This is a genomic window from Streptococcus sp. HMSC10A01, from assembly GCF_001807785.1.
Lineage (GTDB): Bacteria > Bacillota > Bacilli > Lactobacillales > Streptococcaceae > Streptococcus > Streptococcus gordonii.
Genome location: NZ_KV790983.1, coordinates 132,816 through 151,337 on the forward strand (window position 1 = coordinate 132,816; position 18,522 = coordinate 151,337).

General features: G+C 40.1%; 22 protein-coding genes. 3 read left to right on the forward strand and 19 right to left on the reverse strand.

Annotated elements, in window-relative coordinates; translation table 11 throughout:
- The first annotated feature begins 153 nt into the window (after positions 1–153).
- Genes HMPREF3108_RS07805 through HMPREF3108_RS07815 form a run of 3 tightly spaced genes read left to right on the forward strand, consistent with a single transcriptional unit; the run spans position 154 to position 2,692 of the window.
- Entirely contained in the window at positions 154–780 is a 627-nt protein-coding gene (locus HMPREF3108_RS07805) for a GTP pyrophosphokinase (protein WP_011999992.1), read from the forward strand.
- Between the two features lie 3 nt (positions 781–783).
- Positions 784–1,470 (forward strand): response regulator transcription factor, encoded by a 687-nt coding sequence (locus tag HMPREF3108_RS07810; RefSeq protein WP_045634257.1) that lies wholly within the window; start codon positions 784–786, stop codon positions 1,468–1,470.
- Entirely contained in the window at positions 1,460–2,692 is a 1,233-nt protein-coding gene (locus tag HMPREF3108_RS07815) for a sensor histidine kinase (protein ID WP_045634258.1), read from the forward strand. The genes HMPREF3108_RS07810 and HMPREF3108_RS07815 overlap by 11 nt, the downstream gene beginning before the upstream one ends.
- 152 nt (positions 2,693–2,844) lie before the next feature.
- Here HMPREF3108_RS07815 and HMPREF3108_RS07820 read toward each other — a convergent pair whose 3' ends face one another.
- The 19 genes from HMPREF3108_RS07820 to HMPREF3108_RS07910 form a co-directional block, all read right to left on the reverse strand.
- Positions 2,845–3,753 (reverse strand): DUF4299 family protein, encoded by a 909-nt coding sequence (locus HMPREF3108_RS07820; protein WP_045634259.1) that lies wholly within the window; start codon positions 3,751–3,753, stop codon positions 2,845–2,847.
- Between the two features lie 162 nt (positions 3,754–3,915).
- A complete protein-coding gene (locus HMPREF3108_RS07825; RefSeq protein ID WP_045634260.1) occupies positions 3,916–4,524 on the reverse strand; it encodes a DJ-1/PfpI family protein in 609 nt (202 codons plus the stop codon).
- A 426-nt stretch (positions 4,525–4,950) separates the two neighbouring features.
- Positions 4,951–5,310 carry a TfoX/Sxy family protein gene (locus tag HMPREF3108_RS07830; protein ID WP_045634261.1) on the reverse strand — a complete coding sequence of 120 codons (360 nt, stop codon included), beginning with the start codon at positions 5,308–5,310 and terminating at the stop codon, positions 4,951–4,953.
- 9 nt (positions 5,311–5,319) lie between these two features.
- Complete coding sequence (locus HMPREF3108_RS07835) at positions 5,320–5,733, reverse strand: VOC family protein (protein WP_045634262.1); 414 nt, start codon at positions 5,731–5,733, stop codon at positions 5,320–5,322.
- Between the two features lie 56 nt (positions 5,734–5,789).
- Positions 5,790–6,593: a helix-turn-helix transcriptional regulator gene (locus HMPREF3108_RS07840; protein WP_045634263.1), complete on the reverse strand. Its 804-nt coding sequence runs from the start codon at positions 6,591–6,593 to the stop codon at positions 5,790–5,792.
- A 158-nt stretch (positions 6,594–6,751) separates the two neighbouring features.
- On the reverse strand, positions 6,752–7,738 hold the full coding sequence (locus HMPREF3108_RS07845; protein ID WP_061596110.1) for an oxygen-dependent tRNA uridine(34) hydroxylase TrhO: 987 nt from the start codon (positions 7,736–7,738) through the stop codon (positions 6,752–6,754).
- Positions 7,739–7,865: 127 nt separating this feature from the next.
- On the reverse strand, positions 7,866–8,354 hold the full coding sequence (locus HMPREF3108_RS07850) for a DUF6773 family protein (RefSeq protein ID WP_045634265.1): 489 nt from the start codon (positions 8,352–8,354) through the stop codon (positions 7,866–7,868).
- 9 nt (positions 8,355–8,363) lie between these two features.
- The gene (locus HMPREF3108_RS07855) at positions 8,364–9,041 is read right to left on the reverse strand and encodes a CPBP family intramembrane glutamic endopeptidase (RefSeq protein ID WP_060553015.1); all 678 of its coding nucleotides are present in this window, start codon (positions 9,039–9,041) and stop codon (positions 8,364–8,366) included.
- Complete coding sequence (locus HMPREF3108_RS07860) at positions 9,038–9,514, reverse strand: DUF6773 family protein (protein WP_060553016.1); 477 nt, start codon at positions 9,512–9,514, stop codon at positions 9,038–9,040. Before HMPREF3108_RS07860 ends, HMPREF3108_RS07855 begins: the two co-directional genes overlap by 4 nt.
- Positions 9,515–9,558: 44 nt before the next feature.
- Complete coding sequence (locus tag HMPREF3108_RS07865; RefSeq protein ID WP_060553017.1) at positions 9,559–10,056, reverse strand: DUF6773 family protein; 498 nt, start codon at positions 10,054–10,056, stop codon at positions 9,559–9,561.
- Positions 10,057–10,232: 176 nt separating this feature from the next.
- Positions 10,233–10,427, reverse strand: coding sequence for a helix-turn-helix transcriptional regulator (locus tag HMPREF3108_RS07870; protein ID WP_020992784.1), 195 nt, complete (start codon positions 10,425–10,427; stop codon positions 10,233–10,235).
- Positions 10,411–10,608, reverse strand: coding sequence for a hypothetical protein (locus tag HMPREF3108_RS07875; protein WP_045634269.1), 198 nt, complete (start codon positions 10,606–10,608; stop codon positions 10,411–10,413). Before HMPREF3108_RS07875 ends, HMPREF3108_RS07870 begins: the two co-directional genes overlap by 17 nt.
- Positions 10,609–10,746: 138 nt before the next feature.
- Positions 10,747–11,307 carry an ECF-type riboflavin transporter substrate-binding protein gene (locus HMPREF3108_RS07880; protein ID WP_045505734.1) on the reverse strand — a complete coding sequence of 187 codons (561 nt, stop codon included), beginning with the start codon at positions 11,305–11,307 and terminating at the stop codon, positions 10,747–10,749.
- 23 nt (positions 11,308–11,330) lie between these two features.
- Positions 11,331–12,176: an SAM hydrolase/SAM-dependent halogenase family protein gene (locus HMPREF3108_RS07885; RefSeq protein WP_070494163.1), complete on the reverse strand. Its 846-nt coding sequence runs from the start codon at positions 12,174–12,176 to the stop codon at positions 11,331–11,333.
- A 187-nt stretch (positions 12,177–12,363) separates the two neighbouring features.
- Entirely contained in the window at positions 12,364–13,791 is a 1,428-nt protein-coding gene (locus tag HMPREF3108_RS07890; protein ID WP_061584557.1) for an ATP-binding cassette domain-containing protein, read from the reverse strand.
- Entirely contained in the window at positions 13,752–14,432 is a 681-nt protein-coding gene (locus HMPREF3108_RS07895; RefSeq protein ID WP_061584558.1) for an energy-coupling factor transporter transmembrane component T, read from the reverse strand. Before HMPREF3108_RS07895 ends, HMPREF3108_RS07890 begins: the two co-directional genes overlap by 40 nt.
- Positions 14,429–15,025, reverse strand: coding sequence for an MptD family putative ECF transporter S component (locus tag HMPREF3108_RS07900; protein WP_070494165.1), 597 nt, complete (start codon positions 15,023–15,025; stop codon positions 14,429–14,431). The genes HMPREF3108_RS07895 and HMPREF3108_RS07900 overlap by 4 nt, the downstream gene beginning before the upstream one ends.
- Positions 15,022–16,692: an amino acid ABC transporter ATP-binding/permease protein gene (locus HMPREF3108_RS07905; protein ID WP_070494166.1), complete on the reverse strand. Its 1,671-nt coding sequence runs from the start codon at positions 16,690–16,692 to the stop codon at positions 15,022–15,024. Before HMPREF3108_RS07905 ends, HMPREF3108_RS07900 begins: the two co-directional genes overlap by 4 nt.
- Complete coding sequence (locus tag HMPREF3108_RS07910) at positions 16,682–18,445, reverse strand: ABC transporter ATP-binding protein/permease (protein ID WP_070494168.1); 1,764 nt, start codon at positions 18,443–18,445, stop codon at positions 16,682–16,684. Before HMPREF3108_RS07910 ends, HMPREF3108_RS07905 begins: the two co-directional genes overlap by 11 nt.
- Positions 18,446–18,522 lie beyond the last annotated feature (77 nt).

An 18,522-nucleotide genomic window follows, 5' to 3' on the forward strand; every position in this document is an offset into this window, starting at 1 on the left:
AGCTTTATCAATTAAATTCATCCATTAACAGAGCAAAAGACGAATCTTTCCTTTCACAAAACTTAAAGTAAATCACTTCCTGCTAAAGCCTGATATGTTTACCTGTCTTTCGTGGTATAATAGAAAGACTAAAGCTAGCAAAGAGAGAGAATCATGACGAGTATTTATGAAGCTTACGAGCAGTACCTGCCTCTTATCCTAGAGGACTTTACTCAAAAAATCAAAACAGCCGCATTAGAGCACAAAAAAACAACTTCTTTCAAACTCTATGAACATTTTCACGCCCGTATTAAGACCTCTGACAGCATGGTAGAAAAATGCCAACGAAAAAATCTACCTCTGTCTGCTGAATCGGCTCTCAAACAGATTCGGGATGCTATCGGCATTCGTATTATTACAGGATTTGTGGATGACATTTACCAAATTATTGACTTTATTCGTCAAATGCCTGACGTTCATATCTTCAAGGAAAAAGACTACATCAATCAAGTCAAGCCTAATGGCTACCGCTCCTACCACCTTATTTTAGAAGTAGAGACCCCCTACCCTGACTGCCACGGCAATACTCCAGGCAAGTACTTTATTGAGGTCCAACTACGAACCATTGCCATGGACTCCTGGGCCAGTCTTGAGCACCAGATGAAATACAAGCACAAGATCAAAAATCCAGAACGGATCGAGCGGGAATTGAAACGCTGTGCCGATGAGCTCGCTTCCTGTGACTTAACCATGCAGACGATTCGTAATCTCATTCAAGAATCTAATGAAAGAGAGGACTAAGTGATGAGAATTTTGTTAGCTGAAGATGAAGCCCAACTCAACCGTGTTATCCTAGCTGCTCTTGAGCATGACGGCTATCAAGTTGATAGTGTCTTTAATGGTCAAGAGGCTTTAAACCTCGCCAATCAAAACACCTACAATGTCATCATTCTTGATATTATGATGCCCATCATGACTGGATTAGAAGCGCTCAAAGAAATCCGAGCAACTGGTAATACTACCCATGTCATCATGCTGACTGCCATGGCTGAGGTCGATGATCGAGTGACTGGACTAGATGCTGGGGCTGATGACTATCTAACCAAGCCCTTTTCTCTTAAAGAACTCTTGGCTCGCCTCCGCTCAATGGCTCGTCGAGCAGATAATTATAGTCCCGTCCAGCTCCAGATTGGCAACACCGAGCTTCGTCTGGACGAACAAGAACTTCGTGCTTCCAATAGTATCCGCTTAGCTGGAAAAGAGCTCAAACTTCTTCAATACTTCATGCAGAACTCGGAAAAAGATCTGAGCCGTAAGCAAATCCTTGAACGAGTCTGGTCAAATGAAGAAACAGATCAAGAGCTGGCTTTTATTTATGTATCCTACCTTCGGCAAAAATTGAAAAGTGTCCATTCTAATTTAGAAATCCTTGGTGATGAAGCGGGCCCATTCCAACTTACTGAAAAGGCAGGTGAGGATCATGTTTCGTAAGCTACAGCTTCGTTTTATCGGACTTGCCACTCTGGTTGTTGCCTTAATCTTGGGAATGTTTTGGCTCTTGATTAACTCTGCTGTCTATGCTCAAACTGAGAGCAATATCCAAACCGTCTTGTCTGTGCTGACAGATAATGACGGCCAATTACCCATGACAGAAGAAATTAAGCAAGACTTGACCGATAAAAACATCCAAGAAGGCATTATTTACAACTTCCAATATTTCTCAGCCAGCCAAACAAAGCAGGCTACCAGCATCAACCTAGGCAATATCCAATCACTCAGTGAAAATACTATTTATCAGATGGCTCAAAAGGCCTTAAAAACAGGGGGTAAATATGGCCAAATGCAAGCCAACAATCGCTACTTCTCCTACCAGATTAGTAGCAAAGGCCAAAAACGCCTAGTTGCCTTTTTAGAAACGACCAACTACAATCGTGAACGAAGTATTTTAGCTCAATTTTCTACCTGGATCGCCCTTGCGAGTCTCTTCTTCTTAATGCTCATTATCGCCTTAGTTTCAGGCATTGTTATCCGTCCTTATATAAAAAGCTACGAAAAACAACGTATTTTCATTACCAATGCTGGTCATGAACTCAAAACACCTTTGGCCATTATCGCAGCCAACACTGAACTGCAAGAGATGATGACAGGTGAAAACGAATGGACAGAAAGTACCAAGGCTCAAACGGAACGCTTAAACAAACTAATTGCCCGCTTAATCAGGCTGTCTCGGATGGAGGAACACGAAAATCTTGAGTTAACCAGCATCAATCTTTCAGAACTGATTGAAAAAGTTGGGAAAGACCATTCATCTCTTATCCAGCAGGAAGACAAACATCTAGAACTCGATATCCAGCCAGATTTAAAGGTTATGATGTCAGAAGATGAAGGCTACGAATTAATTAGCATTCTCTTGGATAATGCTCGTAAGTATTGCGATGATAAAGGAACGATTATGATTAAGGCCTACAACAACCGTCGATCCTTTAGGCGCAAAGTTCGCATTGAAATTTCAAACGACTATGCGGCTGGGACAAAGATTGATTATAAACGTTTCTTTGACCGCTTTTACCGAGCCGAAACTTCCCACAATAACCAAGCTGTTTCTGGCTATGGCATTGGTCTCTCCATGGCCCAACATCTAACCAGTCTCTTCAAAGGGAGAATCTGGGCTTCTTATAAGAAAGGTCGGATAAGCTTCAACATTTCTCTCTAACTTAACAAAAGGAATCTCCAATAAACTCAAAAAGCAATCTGAATAGAACAGATTGCTTTTCTTGATATGAGAAGTTAACTGCTTGGAAGAAATTTTAGAGTATCTTATACAAGGCTTTGCTAAATGAATCGAGTAAAATGACCAAGTCTCTCTTACACAAACTCAGAACAGCTGTCAAAAAGATCCTTCATTTGGGCAAAAGTCATAGCAGGAACATAAATTTTCTCACCATCAAATACTTGAGCCATATCCTTAGGGAGCCTGTCCAAAAGATCTGAATAAGAAATTCTCTTATAAAAGAAGAACTTTTCAACATTATCTGGATCCGTATCATCACATCCCACAAGATTGCAACACCAGCTTAATTTTGACTCATCGATATACTCTACATCTTCTGGAGCTAGACTAAGTTCAAAGGGTAGAATCGTGTCAACACCAGCAGTTAGAGTATATACTCCTAAAATTTGTTGATTCTGCTCATTCCCATAAAATTTACTTTGTGCATCGTAAGCGTCGAGGTACTGTCTAAGAGTGAAGAAATCGCTATAACTCTGAGCAGGATTATCCTCTTTTAGGAATCCTTCCACCATCTGAGGGATCAGAGCAATTCTCCTGCGAACTCCATCTTGATACACTAAGGGATATCCTGATTTTAGAAAATCCTCCAAGCCGAAAACTATGTCCTCTTGATAAGGGTAATCCCAGACACTTGAACTGCTATATTCTCTACCATGTTCATCACGGATGCTTGTCCCCAAGCGACTTGATAACTTAGAAACCAAAGTAAGAGCCTGAGACCAATCGGCAAGTGTTGAAGGAGTCAGAATCTGCACATTGTATGTTTGTTGAGTCTTATCATATTCCAAGTCAATATAGCGGCCAGACTTTGCAGGAACCCAGCATCTCAATAGAGCAAGCTTATCTAGTCCAAGGTACACAAACTCTTTCTGTATAGGGTGGGGTTCAAGTCCATCAACAAATCCAAGCAATTCACTGATTTTTAAAACTTTCTGAAATCCTAGAAAACCTCGTTTATTCGAAACGGAAAATGTTATACTCATAAAATAAACTTCCTATTATATTTTTACTATATTATATCATAAATTGCTATGGGGAAAATAAGAATCTGAAACAAGCTTTTCTATTTTTAATGCTTCCTTTTGACATGGCAGTACAAATTACACAATCACTCAAAAAATAATCCTATCTCCTCAGATTGCTCTTTATTTACTAGAAAAGGGATCTTGGTCAGCCTTGTTTTGCCACACGTATTCTGCTTTTTTTGCCAATTCTTCTGCCAAGTCCTGCCCCCAAAAATCAGCTACAAAGCCCAAGGACATATCCATACCGGCCGAGACACCTGATGAAGTGTAGAACTTCCCATCTACGACCCAGCGTGCTTGATCTTGCCAAAGGACTTTTCTATCATGTGAAGCGACCCAAGACAAGGCAAGCTTGTTGCTAGTGGCTTTACGGCCTTTGAGCTGACCAATCATAGCTAAAAGAGCTGCTCCCGTGCAAATACTTAAGACCAACTCAGCTTGCTGGACAGCCTTTTCTAGCGAAGATAGGAAAACCTTATCCTCCACCATCTTTCTGACACCTTGACCACCAGGCAATAAGAGAAGAGAATTGGGAGGTAAGCTTTTAAAATTATCCGTCATGATTTGAAAACCTTGACGACTAGAAATCAGACCACCAGCAAGGGAGACATATTTCGTCTCTACATTGGGTAAAGTAGCTAAAAACTCTACTGGCCCCATCAAATCTAGGGTCTCAAAATCATCAAAGAGAAATGAAACGATCGTAATTGGTTGCTCTATTTTTAACATTGATCTCCTCTCATTTTCCATTGGTTCATAGCAGTCACTTACTCTACTTTCGATAACGACCCAGTAGGAATAAAAGTACCACCAAACCAATAACAAGGAAGACAATCCCTAGAATCAACTTAATTATAAAACCTACAAAATAGAATAAAAAGATTAAACCTAAAATAAATAGAAATAATAGAATTCCCATAAGATCACCTCTGGCTACTATTATACCTAAAATCACGAGATTGGGATAGTTTTTGCTTATTCTTAGCATGTCATAGTAAGGTAAAACTCATTTTTTATACCAGCAAGTCTAATAATCTTCTAGACTCTCAATTAACGGGATATCTAGTGCAAAAGTATATAAACATTTGTATTAAAAAAGAAGACAAGCCTGCTGAATCAAAATTTAGCAAGACTTTCTTCTTTATTATTTCTTTATTAAGTTTCAGACGATTGGCTCAACTCCTGATTGTAGGCCAAAGCTAGCTTGATCCAGTAAGACAGTTCCTTTTGTCCTTCGCCATCTAAATCAATATAGCCATGATAAAGCCTGCCCTTCATTAACGTCACACTAGCACCATTTTTAGGCAGGACTTGCTTTTCCATTTCCTTACCGATTCGGACCATGACAAGCTCTTGACCTCTCGAACTCACAGTAACAGTCATCTTACCTCGGACCATAAAAGCCAAACCACCAAACATCTTCTTCTCTTCTACCTCTTCTTCAAAAACATGAGGAGGAAGTTCAGTAGCTAAAATGGCACGGACTTGCTGGGCTAAGGATTCACTATAAGCCATCCTTCTACCTCATTTCATCACATCCCAGCCGATACCAAAACGGTCAATCAAGCGGCCATAAAACTCTGCGAAAGCTTGTTCCTCTAAAGGATAGAGAATTTGACCACCTTCAGCAAGCTTAGCAAAGAGCTCATCGGCTTCTTCTCTACTATCTGGACTCAGAACCAACCATTGATTGGGCTGATGATTGCTAGGAATAGATAGGTCGTTAAAAATGCCTACATCCTCACCATTCAGGGTCAAGTTTCCCGTATCTAAGGCAACCCAAGCAATCTTATCCCGTTTTGCTGCAGGAAGGTCAGCTGGATCCATCATATCACTGGCTCGTACAAGTCCCTTTATCTCTGTCTGAAAAAGATCTGCATAGAAACGAAAAGCTTCTTCGGCCTGACCATTAAAACTTAAAAACACGTCTAATTTCATTATTGTTCCTCCAATTGTTTATAACTGAGAATAAATCTCTAGTATCAGTTTATCAATTAGGATAAAAATTTTCTTATTCTCAATTGCGCTTGTTTGGCTAGGGAACGCATGATTAAAACAGGAAGATTAACTGTAATAGGTGGATCGCTGGGCAAGGGCCTGCGCATGCTGATTTCCTCCTGATAGATGCTATCGCCTGAAAAAGTGAGAGGCTCATCGCTTCCCCAGCGAAAGTTATGCTTCAAGATGTAGTTTTTAGTTAGGCGTAAATCCTCCAGCAATTCACAGGCCAAAAGATAGTAGTGACCATCCGGTACATTTTCAAAAGTAAACTTTCTCTTCTGACTCAGTGCTACTCCGATAATCGGCTCTTCTTTGGGAATGCGGGTTTTAAAAAGCCCGACACAGCTAATGCGTGGTTCATACCCCTCAGGATAAGATAACTCTACGGTCAATCGATTGCCACTTTTACAGTCGGGATCCTGATGCAATAAAGCTCCCTTCTCATCTAGCTGCTTGATCATAAAATCATAAGCCTTGGTTGATTCCTGATAGTATTTTTTAGGCGAAAGTCCAGTATGCCGCTTAAAAGTATTAGAAAAACTGCCTAGACTATCATAACCAGCTTCCATAGAGGTCTCAGTCACATTTTGCCGGCCTTCTACAATCTCCTGGATCCCTTTTTCCATCTTAAGAGCTTCCATATATTGCTTGATAGAAAAGCCCATCTTTTTCTTGAAAGTTCTGGATAGATGGGAAGGACTATAATGGAAATGCTGAGCCAAATCGGTCAGACTTAGCTCTTCATCTGCATGCTGACGCAAATAGGCTGCCACTTCTTCCATGATAGCTTTAGACATAGACTTGCTCCTTTCCCATTTATTTAAGCTCATTATATCACATCAAAAAGAAAGGACAAAAAATCAAAACCTGAATAAAGAAAAGCCAAGCTGCAAATAAATAATGAAAAAACTTTAGACATTTGAAACGTCTAAAGTTTTTGATCTTTACTATGAGATTACTGAGCTACCAATGTTTCCAAGCTTTCTCCAATCGCAGCCAAACGTTCCATCACTTCTGCCTGGCTCAGGTCGTTTTCAGCCACATAGCGGTTGCGAGGGTGAACACGGCATTCGTGAGAACAGCCACGGAGATACTTGTCTTCATTTTCTTCTGAAGTCAGGATGCGGCGGTTACACTCTGGATTGCCACAGTTGACATAGCGCTCGCAAGGAGTACCGTCAAACCAGTCTTTCCCAATCACAACTGGATCAACATGGTTGATATCAACGGATATACGCTCATCAAAGACATACATCTTGCCGTCCCAAAGCTCACCTTGAACTTCTGGATCCTTGCCGTAAGTCGCGATACCGCCATGAAGCTGACCGACATCCTTGTATCCTTCACGCACCATCCAGCCTGAGAATTTCTCACAGCGAACACCACCTGTACAGTAAACAACCACGCGCTTGTCCATGAACTTCTCTTTGTTATCACGGACCCATTGCGGCAATTCGCGGAAGTTGCGGATGTCTGGACGAATGGCTCCTCGGAAGTGACCTAGATCGTACTCGTAGTCGTTACGAGTGTCTAGGACGACAGTGTCCTCGTCCAAGAGTGCTTCCTTAAATTCCTTAGGTGACAGGTAAGCTCCTGTCGTCTCCAGCGGGTTGATGTCATTGTCAAAATCATTGTCTTCCAAGCCCAAGTGCACGATTTCTTTCTTGTAGCGAACAAACATTTTCTTGAAAGCTTGCTCATTTTCTTCGTCAATCTTGAACCAAAGGTCTTCCATGCCCGGAAGGCTGTGTACATAATCCATGTATTTTTGAGTGGTTTCATAATCACCAGAAACCGTTCCATTGATTCCCTCATCTGCCACCAAGATACGGCCTTTAAGACCAATAGATTTACAGAAGGCCAGATGATCAGCTGCAAATTTCTCAGCATTCTCAATCGGAACATATTTGTAGTAAAGTAGGACGCGAATATCTTTTGCCATAAGATTTCAACTCTCTTTTCTCTATAAAATTTTCTGAATTTTTAATTCATCTATTTATTATAACCTGATTGAAAAAACTGGGCAAAAAATTTGTTTGGAAAATAGCAAAGCTAAATTGCTAAATACTTCACTCCTCCTCAAGTTGGGTCAAATAGCGTTCAAAACGCTTCTTTTGATTCTTGCTTATAGCCTCTAAGAAAATATTAACCACCAGTATCAAGGGAAAGTGAATGACAAAAGTAATTAAAATAACAAATAGAAACATGGGGTGAAAAACACTATTATGATAAATAGCATGATTCAGTTGAAAATTCTGGCAGGCAATCAAAAGGGTTAGAAAGCCTGTTGTAGCCAGCACACCCCAGATAGTCAGACTGAAACTATTGTAATAATTAGCTCCTAGATACTGAGCTCGACAGAAAAAATATAGACCTGCAATCGCAATCAGAATCAAGAATGGTTGATAGTGAATGGCTCCCGCATTCATAACCACCGATCCAACATATAAGGCCAAACTACTAAACAGCAGGAAACTAAAAGCTTCCATGCCGGCCTTATTGACCAGCTGTTCTTCCCGCTCGTCCAAGATTTGACGATGAATTAGTTTTATCTTCATTTTAAGCTCCTATACTTCCATTCCAAAAATACCAATTAACAACATGATAATGGCAGGAAGTCCATTATTAATCATGTGAACTGCAATACTGACTTCCAAGCGACGAGTTCGATAGGCCAGCAATGTCAAAATCACAGAAGAAACAGCATAAATCACAAAAGACACGATATTGGTTGGCCCGTGAAAAAGCGCAAAGAGGAGTCCGCCTACGATATAGCCCCATCCCTCATAGCCTTTAAAGATTTTTAGTGGGAGGATTCCACGGAAGATAATTTCTTCAACAATAGGTGCTAAAACTCCAAGCATGATGGGTAACAAAATCCCATTTCCTCTTTTAAACTCCTCTATCAAAGACGCCTGATTAGCCGTTGTAACTTCTCCGTTTAGCCACCGTAATAAAGCAGTTCCAAGGATAGATATAAGGAACATGCCTAAGATGCTAAGAGAAATTCGTTTCCCGTCTCCTTTTTGAAAGACTTTCCCAGACTGAGATAAGATTCCAATCTTCTTTGCTACCACGATAAAGACCAGTAAAGCGAGGAAGATTAGCAAAATACCTATGCCAATAGTCCACTGTTTTGAAATTTGATAAGTTTCTGCTTTCTGCTGAAATACCATAGGTAGCACATACAAGGCTAAGGCTAAGAAGGCACAACCACCCCACATCAATCTTTTCCAGCAAGTCATTCTTCATCCTCCAATTCCTGATCCAACTTTGCCTGACGTTTGCCGTTTAGGAAAAGACTAATCTTGTCCATGGTCAAGCTTCCAAATATAAAAAGAACCATTGCAAAAAACATCTTAAGCAGATACAACATACTCAGCATGCTAGCCATACTTTCTCGCTGTCCAAAGAAATCAATAGCCACAAGAATTAAAGCAAAAATAATTCCACTACCAACACGTTCTGGCCATTTTTCCTCTCTCACCATATCACGAACATCAATGCCTAGGCTTAAGCGACGAAGCAAAGCATAGAGACCTACTAGGATAAGGAGAGTCCCTTCTGGCAGATAAGCTAGCAAGCTTAGACGGAGAATATAGACTTTGAAAAACACAGATATAGCTAAGAAGAAAAACATTCCTAACACTAATTCTCCTGCAACTTTTCCGTCCAATTTCTCTATTCGTTCATCTTTTAAAACAGGCTGCTTCTTCATTTTTTTACTCACTTTCTTATTTATAAATTAAAAATTCATTAATTCTAATTCTCATCATTTTCTAATTCTTGCTCTAATTTTATCTGTCTCTTCCGATAAAAATAATTGACCAGTTGATCAAGTATACTAGAAAAGGCAACTATCAAAACTAAAATAAAAATAAATTGCAAAACAGGATTCTGACTAAATGATGGTTTTTCTTTCGAGTCTCCATTCAGATTTTGAACAAGCAAGAAGGAAGCTGCTAGGAATATTCCTGTAGCCAGACGACTTCTGAATCTTCTACTACTACCAGTTGTATCACTACGCCTAATATCTAGGCCAAGTTGCCAACTGCGTACACCAGCATAAATTTCTAAAGTAAAAATAATGATAATTTCAGGTAAATAAGCTTGCCAATCTAATCTCCAATAAAGGAGTTTCACAAAAATAGATAAAAGTAATAGAATGATAGCTAAAAAAGCGAGTTCATTTCCTATTTTATGTTCAATCTGTACCGTACGCTCATCTTTAAAGATCTCTTGTCTATTTTTAGATTTCATATGCGTTTTCCTCTTTTACTTAAAATTTCATCTTATTCAACATTTGTATGAAAATTGCTCTTCAACTATTGCTGGTCATTTCTTTCACATTTTTAGGCTTAGGTTAAAAATGTCCCCCGGACATTCCCTCGCTTCCGCGTTTTTCGGCTCGGGCTAAAAATGTCCCCCGGACATTTTTACTCCCAAAACAACTGATCCAGCGTTTTATTGAGACATTTGCAAATCGCTATGCATAAACTGAGACTGGGATTGTACTTACCCGCCTCAATCAAGCCAATGGTCTGGCGGGTCACTCCGATAGCATCTGCTAAGTCGCCCTGAGTCATATCATGCTCCACTCGCGCCATCTTTAGCTTAAGATTTTTTGCCATGATCATCGTCCTTATCATTTTTCTTCTTAGTTGCTATGCTTAAAAGTGCACAACCAATTGCAATATCACAGCCAGCAAAAATAAGAAAAGTATGATTTTGATTGTTCAGTCCTATAACCAAAAAAATTACACCCAAAACAAGCCAAATAAGTGGTGAATAAATATTTTTGATGTTTTTCATATCGGTTCTCCCTTCATTTTTATAAGTCTATTATACAATATATTTTTTAAAATGCAATATATAAATTGCAAAAAGTATTTTATTTTTAACAGAAAAAGATCGAGATATCTCTCGATCTTTTTATTCTTATCGCATGATTTAATCTTTTTTAAGGCTGCCACTCTTTGTCTGAGTACGTGCATAGGCAATTAAAAGTAAGGTTCCGGCAACTGCAACAGTCAGACCATTGGCAAGGGTTGCGACAACACCTTGTGCAAAGACCTTATTACTTGGTTCATTATAGATCAAGATATCTCCAAGTGGAGCGATGACTACCCAAACCAAGGCATTAGCCACAAACTGAGCCACATTAAATGTAATGATATCTCTTGATTCAAATACTCCCTGAGCCACACGGAGGTAGTTCTTAAGTAATCCGACTACAAGTCCAAACAAACCACTAGCCAAGACCCAAGTCCACCAAGGATTTCCATATTGGATAGAGTCCTTTAGGGCATGGCCAATAAATCCTGTTAAGAAACCAACGATTGGACCAAAAACAACACCAAACAAAGCTTGGACAGCATATTGCAACTGAATGCTAGTGTTTGGAACAGGCGTTGGAATGCTGACCATCCCAATTACAACGAAGAGTGCTGCACCAATACCAGTTGCCACGACTTCTTTAATCGTAAAAGTTGTATCAAATATTTTTTTCATGTTCATCTCCTCTTTACAAATCACTAATTGTCAATACGCTTGATTTCAATATGCCACTGGGCACCAACACCAACATTATAGGCTTTGGCAAAAGAACCTTGGTTGATTGCTAGACCAACCCGATAGAGCGAATTGATATAAATAATCGGCTGACCGATGCGAACATCCGCAAAGGACTTCCCATAGGTCACTTGATTTTGGTAAACCAACATATCGTTATTGTAGATCGTTACCTCAAAACGGTCTCCAAATTGAGGTTCTAACTCTTGGAATTCTTCGCGAGTAATAGAAGTCCAAAGAGATCCAAATCGAACGTCTAGAATATCGATAGCCCCGCTGACAGAACCTTCGCCAAAGGTGGTCTCCACAACTGGAATCTCAACGATGTCATCCACGCTTAATTCTGGTCCTACTTCTTCAAAAGTGATGTGGCCACTAGCCAATTTAGCTCCTGTGTAGGCATAGACATCACGACCATGGAAGGTATAGGAATGTTCAGTATTCTTTCGACGATTTTCGACTTCAGAAATTTCCCGAATAGCCACAATACCAACGTGTTTCTTAATGAAAGACAAGGTTCCATTGTCTGGAGTGACAATGTATTGGTTTTGCGCTGTTTTTGCAACTACGCTCTTCCGCTTAGAGCCGACACCCGGATCAACCACTGAAACAAAGGTTGTCCCTTCTGGCCAATAGTTGACTGTTTGAAAAAGACGATAACTACCTTCAAAAATATTATAAGGCGTAATGTCGTGTGTTAAATGGTGAATCTTTAACGTAGCTGACTCCTCCAGAGCCACACCAATCATCGCTGATACTGCACCATCCACAAGGCCAAAATCCGATTGCAATACAAGTAAATTGTTCATGTATTCTCCCTCTTATAGTCCTGAACTTTAACCTACTTATCTACTATTCTATCAGTCTAATCAACTTTAGAAATACAAAAATAGCAAAGCCAGAAGCTACATTTCTGTTCTTCAATCATACCAAAAATAGGAGGGGAAATCTAGATAAACAACTGCAAAAGCTATAGTTTTTTTGTATAGCAAGTAATTAATTTAAGGTAAGAAAGTAATCAGCTGTCTTCTCAAGCAGTTCTTCATCATGAGAAATGAGCAGAATGATTTTCCCCTGCTCTTTTAATGCCTTCAGTAACTCAGCTACTTGTAACATTTGCTGATAATCTAAACCTGAACTAGGTTCGTCAAAAATAAACACTCTTTTTTTTGTAAGGACTTGACTCGCTATGACTAGCCGTTGCATCTCTCCACCCGATAAAGTCATTGGATGCCTTTCTTCTAAGCCTTTTAATCCCAAATTTTCTAAGATATTTGATGAATCGACGACTTTTTTCAAACCCAAGGTCAACTCCTTTTGGACACTATCTGAAAAGAGCTGAAGAGCAACTTCTTGTAAAACAAAAGCAGTATCTTTCAGACGTTCATGAGCTGACTGAGCATGCCCATTTAAATAAAAATCTGCTTCTTCATCGTCTAATAAACCAGCCAGATAAAAAGCTAGAGTCGATTTACCTTTTCCATTAGGCCCCACAAGGGCTGTAATCGCTCCTGACTTGAAGTTAGCTTCTTCAAGAAAACTCAATTCCTGGTCCCCTGCCTGTAAGCAAAGATTTTTTATGGTCAAATCCCCCATCAGTGGTGAAGGAGCAACTTGCTTCTTTGCCTCAAGTCTCGAGATAGAGCTAGATAGCTGCTGACTTCGAAGCCCTAAATCATGTCGTTCTGTTTCCGTTAAGCTATCAAACTCCTTTTTTGAATAATCTCTTTTAAGAACACCTTGATCAAAATAAAGATAGCGGTCAGCCAAGTCCTTTAAATAATCCAAGCGATGCTCCGCTATAAGAATCGTTTTCCCTTCTTGTTTTAAGATAGAAAGATAACTAGCTACTTGCTCAATCCCTGATCTGTCCAGATTAGCTGTCGGTTCATCTAAAACCAAGATATCTGTATCCTGCATTAGGGCCGTTAAAAGGGCAATTCTCTGCTTTTCTCCACCTGATAAAGTAGAAAGATCACGTTCAAGATAGTCTGCTAAAGCAAAGTCAGCAGTTAATTTTTCCAATCTATTCAAAATTTCTGCTGCTGGTTTGCCATGATTTTCACCTGGCAAAACCAATTCATGCTTAACGTATTTATAAAAAAACTGACTGGAGGGATTTTGAAAAACTGAAGCAACTCGCTTGGAACATTCTTCAACCGTCTGTTTTCCTGCTGACTGATCAGCTATTTCTAATTGACCATCTAATTTTCCCTCATAGTAATCTGGGATTAAACCATTGATTAACCTTAAGAAGGTTGATTTGCCACTCCCACTCTTGCCACATAAGATGACCAACTGGCCTGATGAGATTTGTAAATCTTCAACCAGCAAGCTACTAGCTCTGCTATTTTCATAAGTAAAACGACAGCCGGTCGCAGTAATCAGCCTCTTATCATCCACAAGGTCATGATAAACATCCATGCACAGGTACTCCAATCTGCTAAATTAAAGGTTGATGAAAAAGTTTCTGTCGGTCTTTTTCCTAGTGCTAATCCTTTGGTAAGGCTAGCTATGGTCAACGCTTGAACCGTTCGCATGAGTGACATGAGTAGCGGTACCAGGAGATACTCAAAGTAGGTCACTGGACGAAAGATAAAATCCCTTTTTCTAAGGAAAATCCCTCGAAGACGTAAACTTCTATGAATCGTTTTCGCATCTGCTGGTATAGCTGGCAAAAATCGCATCATTACTCCTAAGGTTAAAAGAAAAGATTCCGGTAGATGCCATTTTCTGAGGCCATGAACCAGTTCGTAGGCCGTCGCAGTTGTCAAAAGCAAACTCCCAGCCATAAAAGAAGGAAGCATAAAACGTCCAGCCGTGAGCAGAGTTACGAAATTTCGTATCAGTTGAAAAGAAAAAAAATCAGTTAGATAAGCATCCAGAGTCCAAAATAGGACAAAGGATAGTAAACTATAGACGGCAATCTTACCTTTTCCAGCAAAGTATAAGAGCGTCGCTAAGCCCGAAATAATCATCAGTTCAAGCCAGCCGGATACTCTAAAAAGAAAGGCCATATTGGCAAATAAAACCAAAAGGACCTTGCTTCGTACATCTAATTTCATGAGACCATCCCTGACTTTATAAAGTGCTTCTTGACCATATATTGACCAAATAGTCCCCCTATAATAGCGGCAATCACAACCATAATTAAAAAACCAAGAACCACTTGTGGATTCACAGGAACCATAACCCGGTCAATATACTCTTGAGTTTTACCACGCGCTAGCAAGCTTTGAACATAAGTCTCCCGAGCCAGCCACATCATAATAATCGGGCCTGAATTGGCAAAGGAGAAAAGGACAAATGACGCTAAACTTAGCCATTTATTTTGATAATTTCCTTGTTTGGCTAACAAATCAGCTAGAAAGCCAAAAATAAAGCCTGGCAAGAAGGCCACAAAGAAATGGCCAGATAAGAAGAAAAATCCTCCCATCACGATTCCCAAGAGACTAATGGCTCCGAATTTTTTGATCTTGCTTTGTAGAAGCATGTAAACCGTCCCACCAAAGATTGCTGCTCCAGCTGGGGCATAGAACATATTCCCTGACCGGTCGAAAATCAGACCAACCAGGACGCCTAAACCGACGCATAGAAAATAGAGGGCTGCAAAAGCACCTGTCATCACAAGGTCTTTTACTTGTAGTCCTTTTCTCATCCTTTTATCCTCCTTACTTGAGAATGATTTAATTCATAAACCTCATCTGCAAAAGCAACCGTTGACAAGCGATGGGAGATGAGAAAGACCATGCCACGGCATTCTTCTTTGACAATAGATAGGAAGGTTGCTTCATTCAGTGAATCGAGATTGCTGGTGGGTTCATCAAAAATATAACAATCTGCCTCCTTGAGCAGGGCTCGCATCAGCTCCAAACGTTGGGCTTCACCAGCAGAAAAAGTTGTTTCTCCATCAATTACAGTATCTAGCCCCTCTGGCAAGCGCTCCAAACGTTCCTTGAGGCGACATTTAGCTGCCAAGGTCCAGATCGCCTCATCACTGATATCAGTTCGGCCCAAGACTAGATTTTCCCGAAGACTTTTATGGAAAAGCTGAGCAACTTGAGGAACATAGGCGAAGGAGGCTTGTAAATGCTGGCGATGGAAGGTTTGATGATCCTGTCCAGACAGCAAAACCTGTCCTGCCTTAGGATCATACCAACGCATGATAATTTTCATGAGAGTAGATTTTCCTGTTCCACTTCCACCTACAATACCAATTATTCTGCCTTTCTCAAATCGTGCTGACAAACCTTGAAAAAGTCCTTGCACTCGTCCTTCATAATCAAAGTTTAAATGATTAACATCAACTGATTCGATCCTGACATCAGTCTTCAAACCACTGCTATCTGCCTCTGGCTCATCCAAGAGCGAAAAGACCTGCCGACTGGCATTCATTGCTCTTTTAAAACCTAGAGGTAGTCGCCCTAATTCCAGAAATGGAGCAAAAGAGCTTGAAAAAGCTACCAGAGCTAGTCCTGCCTGAGTCAGATCAATATCACCTTGATTAAGTTGGAAGAGAGACAAGATGGCAAAGCCCATAACAGATAAACCCACCACTAAAAAGGTTAGAGCTTGTTCAAAAAATTGCTTCTGAGCAACCTGCCTTTCTATGCTATTTAAACCTTGGCTTTTTTGTTCTAAACAAGAAAAACGTTTTGAAGTTTGTCCGAGCTGGGACAAATCATGTATTGCCTTCAGGCTCTCCAAGAAATAAGAAATGTATCTTGTCCGATCATCCGCTTGTTTTGATAAGAGTTTTTGTAAATGTCGAGCAAAATTTTGAGGCAAGACCACAGCTAAAAGAAGGTAAGTCAGAAAAGCCAAAAAACCAAGAGCTGGGGATATCCTAGAGAGAAAGACCCACATAATGAAAGCAGAGATAAGCCCTGTACAAACTGGTGCAACTGTATGGGCAAAAAAGACTTCAATTGCTTCAATATCCTCCCCGATCATTTTTAATAAGCTCCCACTATCTTGTCGGTCTAACATAGCAGGCGCAAGACGTCGTAGTTTAGCAAAGACAAGCTTTCGCAAGTCCGCTAGGGAATGAAAAGCCACATAATGACCAAAATAATGCTCTCCATAGCGGAAGAGTCCTCGACCAATGGCCAAAGCTAAAAGAAGAAACAGAAAACCTAGAGTCGGAGCTTGCCCTCCTACAGCCAAAAATCCTTGATTTACCAATAAAACAGGAATCGCGACTGAAACTGTAAAGCCTGAAACTGCAAAAATAACAGCTGTTCCTAGAGCAGGTAATAGATGCTTCATGATCTGAAATAGCCTGAAAAGGAGTTGTTTGCTTGGATAAGTTCTTTTAGCTTCCATGAATTCTCTCCTCCAGTTCTCTTTGTCTATCCACTAAAGTTCTGTAGTCCTGATTTTCCCAGTAAAGCTGGGTTGGACTAGCCAAAACCGTTCCCTCTTTGCTCATAAAAAGAACTTGGTCAGCCTCTGCTACCCGCTTCATTTTATGAGTAATCTCGATGACAAGGGCTTCTTTAGAAAGCACGTTTAGCAGTTCATAAAGAAGGTCTTCATTGTCCTTATCAACACTAGAAGTAATTTCATCAAAGATATAGAGCGATTTTTGAGCAAGAATTGCCCGGGCACAAATCACTTGCTGTCTTTGACCTGGTGACAGCTGGTTGCCATCTTCACCAACAAGGGTATCTAGACCCTCAGGCAAATTTTCAATAAAAGATAAAAGCTTCTTCTCGGTCAGCCATTGCTGAATTTTCTCCCGACTCCAATCCCTCGCCAACTGCAAATTCTCTAAAATACTGGCATTCAAAAGAAAGCTGTTTGACGACACATACATTATCTCTTTGTAGAGAGCTGATTGTGCCAAATTTTCATTGGAGGTCTTTCCAAAGAATATCTGGCCTTGCTCGGGTTCCAATTTTCCTAGTAGAATCTTGGCCAAGGTCGTCTTACCGCGCCCACTTTCCCCAGCAATAGCAAATACCTGGCTTACTCCTACGTCAAAAGAGACCCTATCCAGAATCTTTTTATCTCCATGGGAGAAGGACAAATCCTGCACACTCAAGTGTTGAAATGGTGCCAAATCTTGTTTTGTTTCTACTTTAGTCTCTTGGACCGAATCCAAAAAACTAAAAATCCTATCTGCCATCTTGGTATTCATCATGACCAAATGCATACCGTAGCCCGCTTCTCGAATCGGTGTAAAAAATTCTGTCGCAATTAAGATAAAATAAATCATGCTAAACAAGGACAATTTCCCAGCAGCCAGCCAGGAAAGGGCTAAAAAACCTGACAGGCCGATTCCCAAATACATAACAGCATCCATATAGCCCACTGATTGTAGTTGAAAACCTAGCAGTTCCATAGTGGCATCGCGAAAATCTTCGGCCTGTTCCGCAAATTCCTGCTCGTATTTCTCATCAGCCTGATAAGAATACAATGTGTTTAACCCCTTTAAATCATCCAGAAAAAGGTTGCCCACATCCATATAGGAGCCCCAATATCGATTCATTATCCTACGCGATCTCTTCTGCATCAAGATGATAGACACAGGAATAAAGGGCAAGGATAATATAAAAATTAAACCACCCAAGGGAAAGAGCCAAACGACTAAGATAAGGACGGTTAAACAGTTAAAATAGGTTCGTAGATTTAAGGATAGATAGTAGGAATAGTAGGTATCCAAGCTATCAATTCCCTGAGCAGCAACTGTTAAAATATCCGCTGCAGTTCGGCTATCTTGAAATTCACCATCCTTAGCAACAAAAGCCTGAAAGAATTCTCTCTTTAGCTTGTTTCGTGCAAACTGAGAGGCTAGGCCTTGAAACTGTTTGGCAAATAAAGCAATACCAAATCCTAAACCGTTTAAGGCTAGCAAATAAAGAAAAAGAGTGTATAAGTCAAGCTGTTTTCCTTCGTAGAACTCTGTCAATGCTTGAGCAATCAAAGCAAAACTAGTAATTCTCGTTAAAAATTGAATCCATGATAAAAAAGCAGCCAGATAAATCATGCCCTTCTTTGGTTGAATTTGCTCTTTCAAGCGAGCTAATAGCTGTTTCTTCCTGCTTCTTGAGATCTTTTCCTCTTCTTGAGCCATAGCTTTCCCTTTCCGTAGGTTTTTTCTCCTTATTATAACATTCACAAAGTCGAATGTAAATTAAATTTTCAGAATAT

Bases quoted from the DNA above. Each gene is read 5' to 3' on its own strand.
- HMPREF3108_RS07820 (WP_045634259.1), bottom strand. From the start codon at position 3,753: ATGAGTATAACATTTTCCGTTTCGAATAAACGAGGTTTTCTAGGATTT.
- HMPREF3108_RS07880 (WP_045505734.1), bottom strand. From the start codon at position 11,307: ATGAAAAAAATATTTGATACAACTTTTACGATTAAAGAAGTCGTGGCA.
- HMPREF3108_RS07825 (WP_045634260.1), bottom strand. From the start codon at position 4,524: ATGTTAAAAATAGAGCAACCAATTACGATCGTTTCATTTCTCTTTGAT.
- HMPREF3108_RS07905 (WP_070494166.1), bottom strand. From the start codon at position 16,692: ATGGAAGCTAAAAGAACTTATCCAAGCAAACAACTCCTTTTCAGGCTA.
- HMPREF3108_RS07885 (WP_070494163.1), bottom strand. From the start codon at position 12,176: ATGAACAATTTACTTGTATTGCAATCGGATTTTGGCCTTGTGGATGGT.
- HMPREF3108_RS07865 (WP_060553017.1), bottom strand. From the start codon at position 10,056: ATGAAATCTAAAAATAGACAAGAGATCTTTAAAGATGAGCGTACGGTA.
- HMPREF3108_RS07870 (WP_020992784.1), bottom strand. From the start codon at position 10,427: ATGGCAAAAAATCTTAAGCTAAAGATGGCGCGAGTGGAGCATGATATG.
- HMPREF3108_RS07810 (WP_045634257.1), top strand. From the start codon at position 784: ATGAGAATTTTGTTAGCTGAAGATGAAGCCCAACTCAACCGTGTTATC.
- HMPREF3108_RS07895 (WP_061584558.1), bottom strand. From the start codon at position 14,432: ATGAAATTAGATGTACGAAGCAAGGTCCTTTTGGTTTTATTTGCCAAT.
- HMPREF3108_RS07840 (WP_045634263.1), bottom strand. From the start codon at position 6,593: ATGTCTAAAGCTATCATGGAAGAAGTGGCAGCCTATTTGCGTCAGCAT.
- HMPREF3108_RS07890 (WP_061584557.1), bottom strand. From the start codon at position 13,791: ATGGATGTTTATCATGACCTTGTGGATGATAAGAGGCTGATTACTGCG.
- HMPREF3108_RS07910 (WP_070494168.1), bottom strand. From the start codon at position 18,445: ATGGCTCAAGAAGAGGAAAAGATCTCAAGAAGCAGGAAGAAACAGCTA.
- HMPREF3108_RS07815 (WP_045634258.1), top strand. From the start codon at position 1,460: ATGTTTCGTAAGCTACAGCTTCGTTTTATCGGACTTGCCACTCTGGTT.
- HMPREF3108_RS07850 (WP_045634265.1), bottom strand. From the start codon at position 8,354: ATGAAGATAAAACTAATTCATCGTCAAATCTTGGACGAGCGGGAAGAA.
- HMPREF3108_RS07830 (WP_045634261.1), bottom strand. From the start codon at position 5,310: ATGGCTTATAGTGAATCCTTAGCCCAGCAAGTCCGTGCCATTTTAGCT.
- HMPREF3108_RS07855 (WP_060553015.1), bottom strand. From the start codon at position 9,041: ATGACTTGCTGGAAAAGATTGATGTGGGGTGGTTGTGCCTTCTTAGCC.
- HMPREF3108_RS07845 (WP_061596110.1), bottom strand. From the start codon at position 7,738: ATGGCAAAAGATATTCGCGTCCTACTTTACTACAAATATGTTCCGATT.
- HMPREF3108_RS07835 (WP_045634262.1), bottom strand. From the start codon at position 5,733: ATGAAATTAGACGTGTTTTTAAGTTTTAATGGTCAGGCCGAAGAAGCT.
- HMPREF3108_RS07860 (WP_060553016.1), bottom strand. From the start codon at position 9,514: ATGAAGAAGCAGCCTGTTTTAAAAGATGAACGAATAGAGAAATTGGAC.
- HMPREF3108_RS07875 (WP_045634269.1), bottom strand. From the start codon at position 10,608: ATGAAAAACATCAAAAATATTTATTCACCACTTATTTGGCTTGTTTTG.
- HMPREF3108_RS07900 (WP_070494165.1), bottom strand. From the start codon at position 15,025: ATGAGAAAAGGACTACAAGTAAAAGACCTTGTGATGACAGGTGCTTTT.
- HMPREF3108_RS07805 (WP_011999992.1), top strand. From the start codon at position 154: ATGACGAGTATTTATGAAGCTTACGAGCAGTACCTGCCTCTTATCCTA.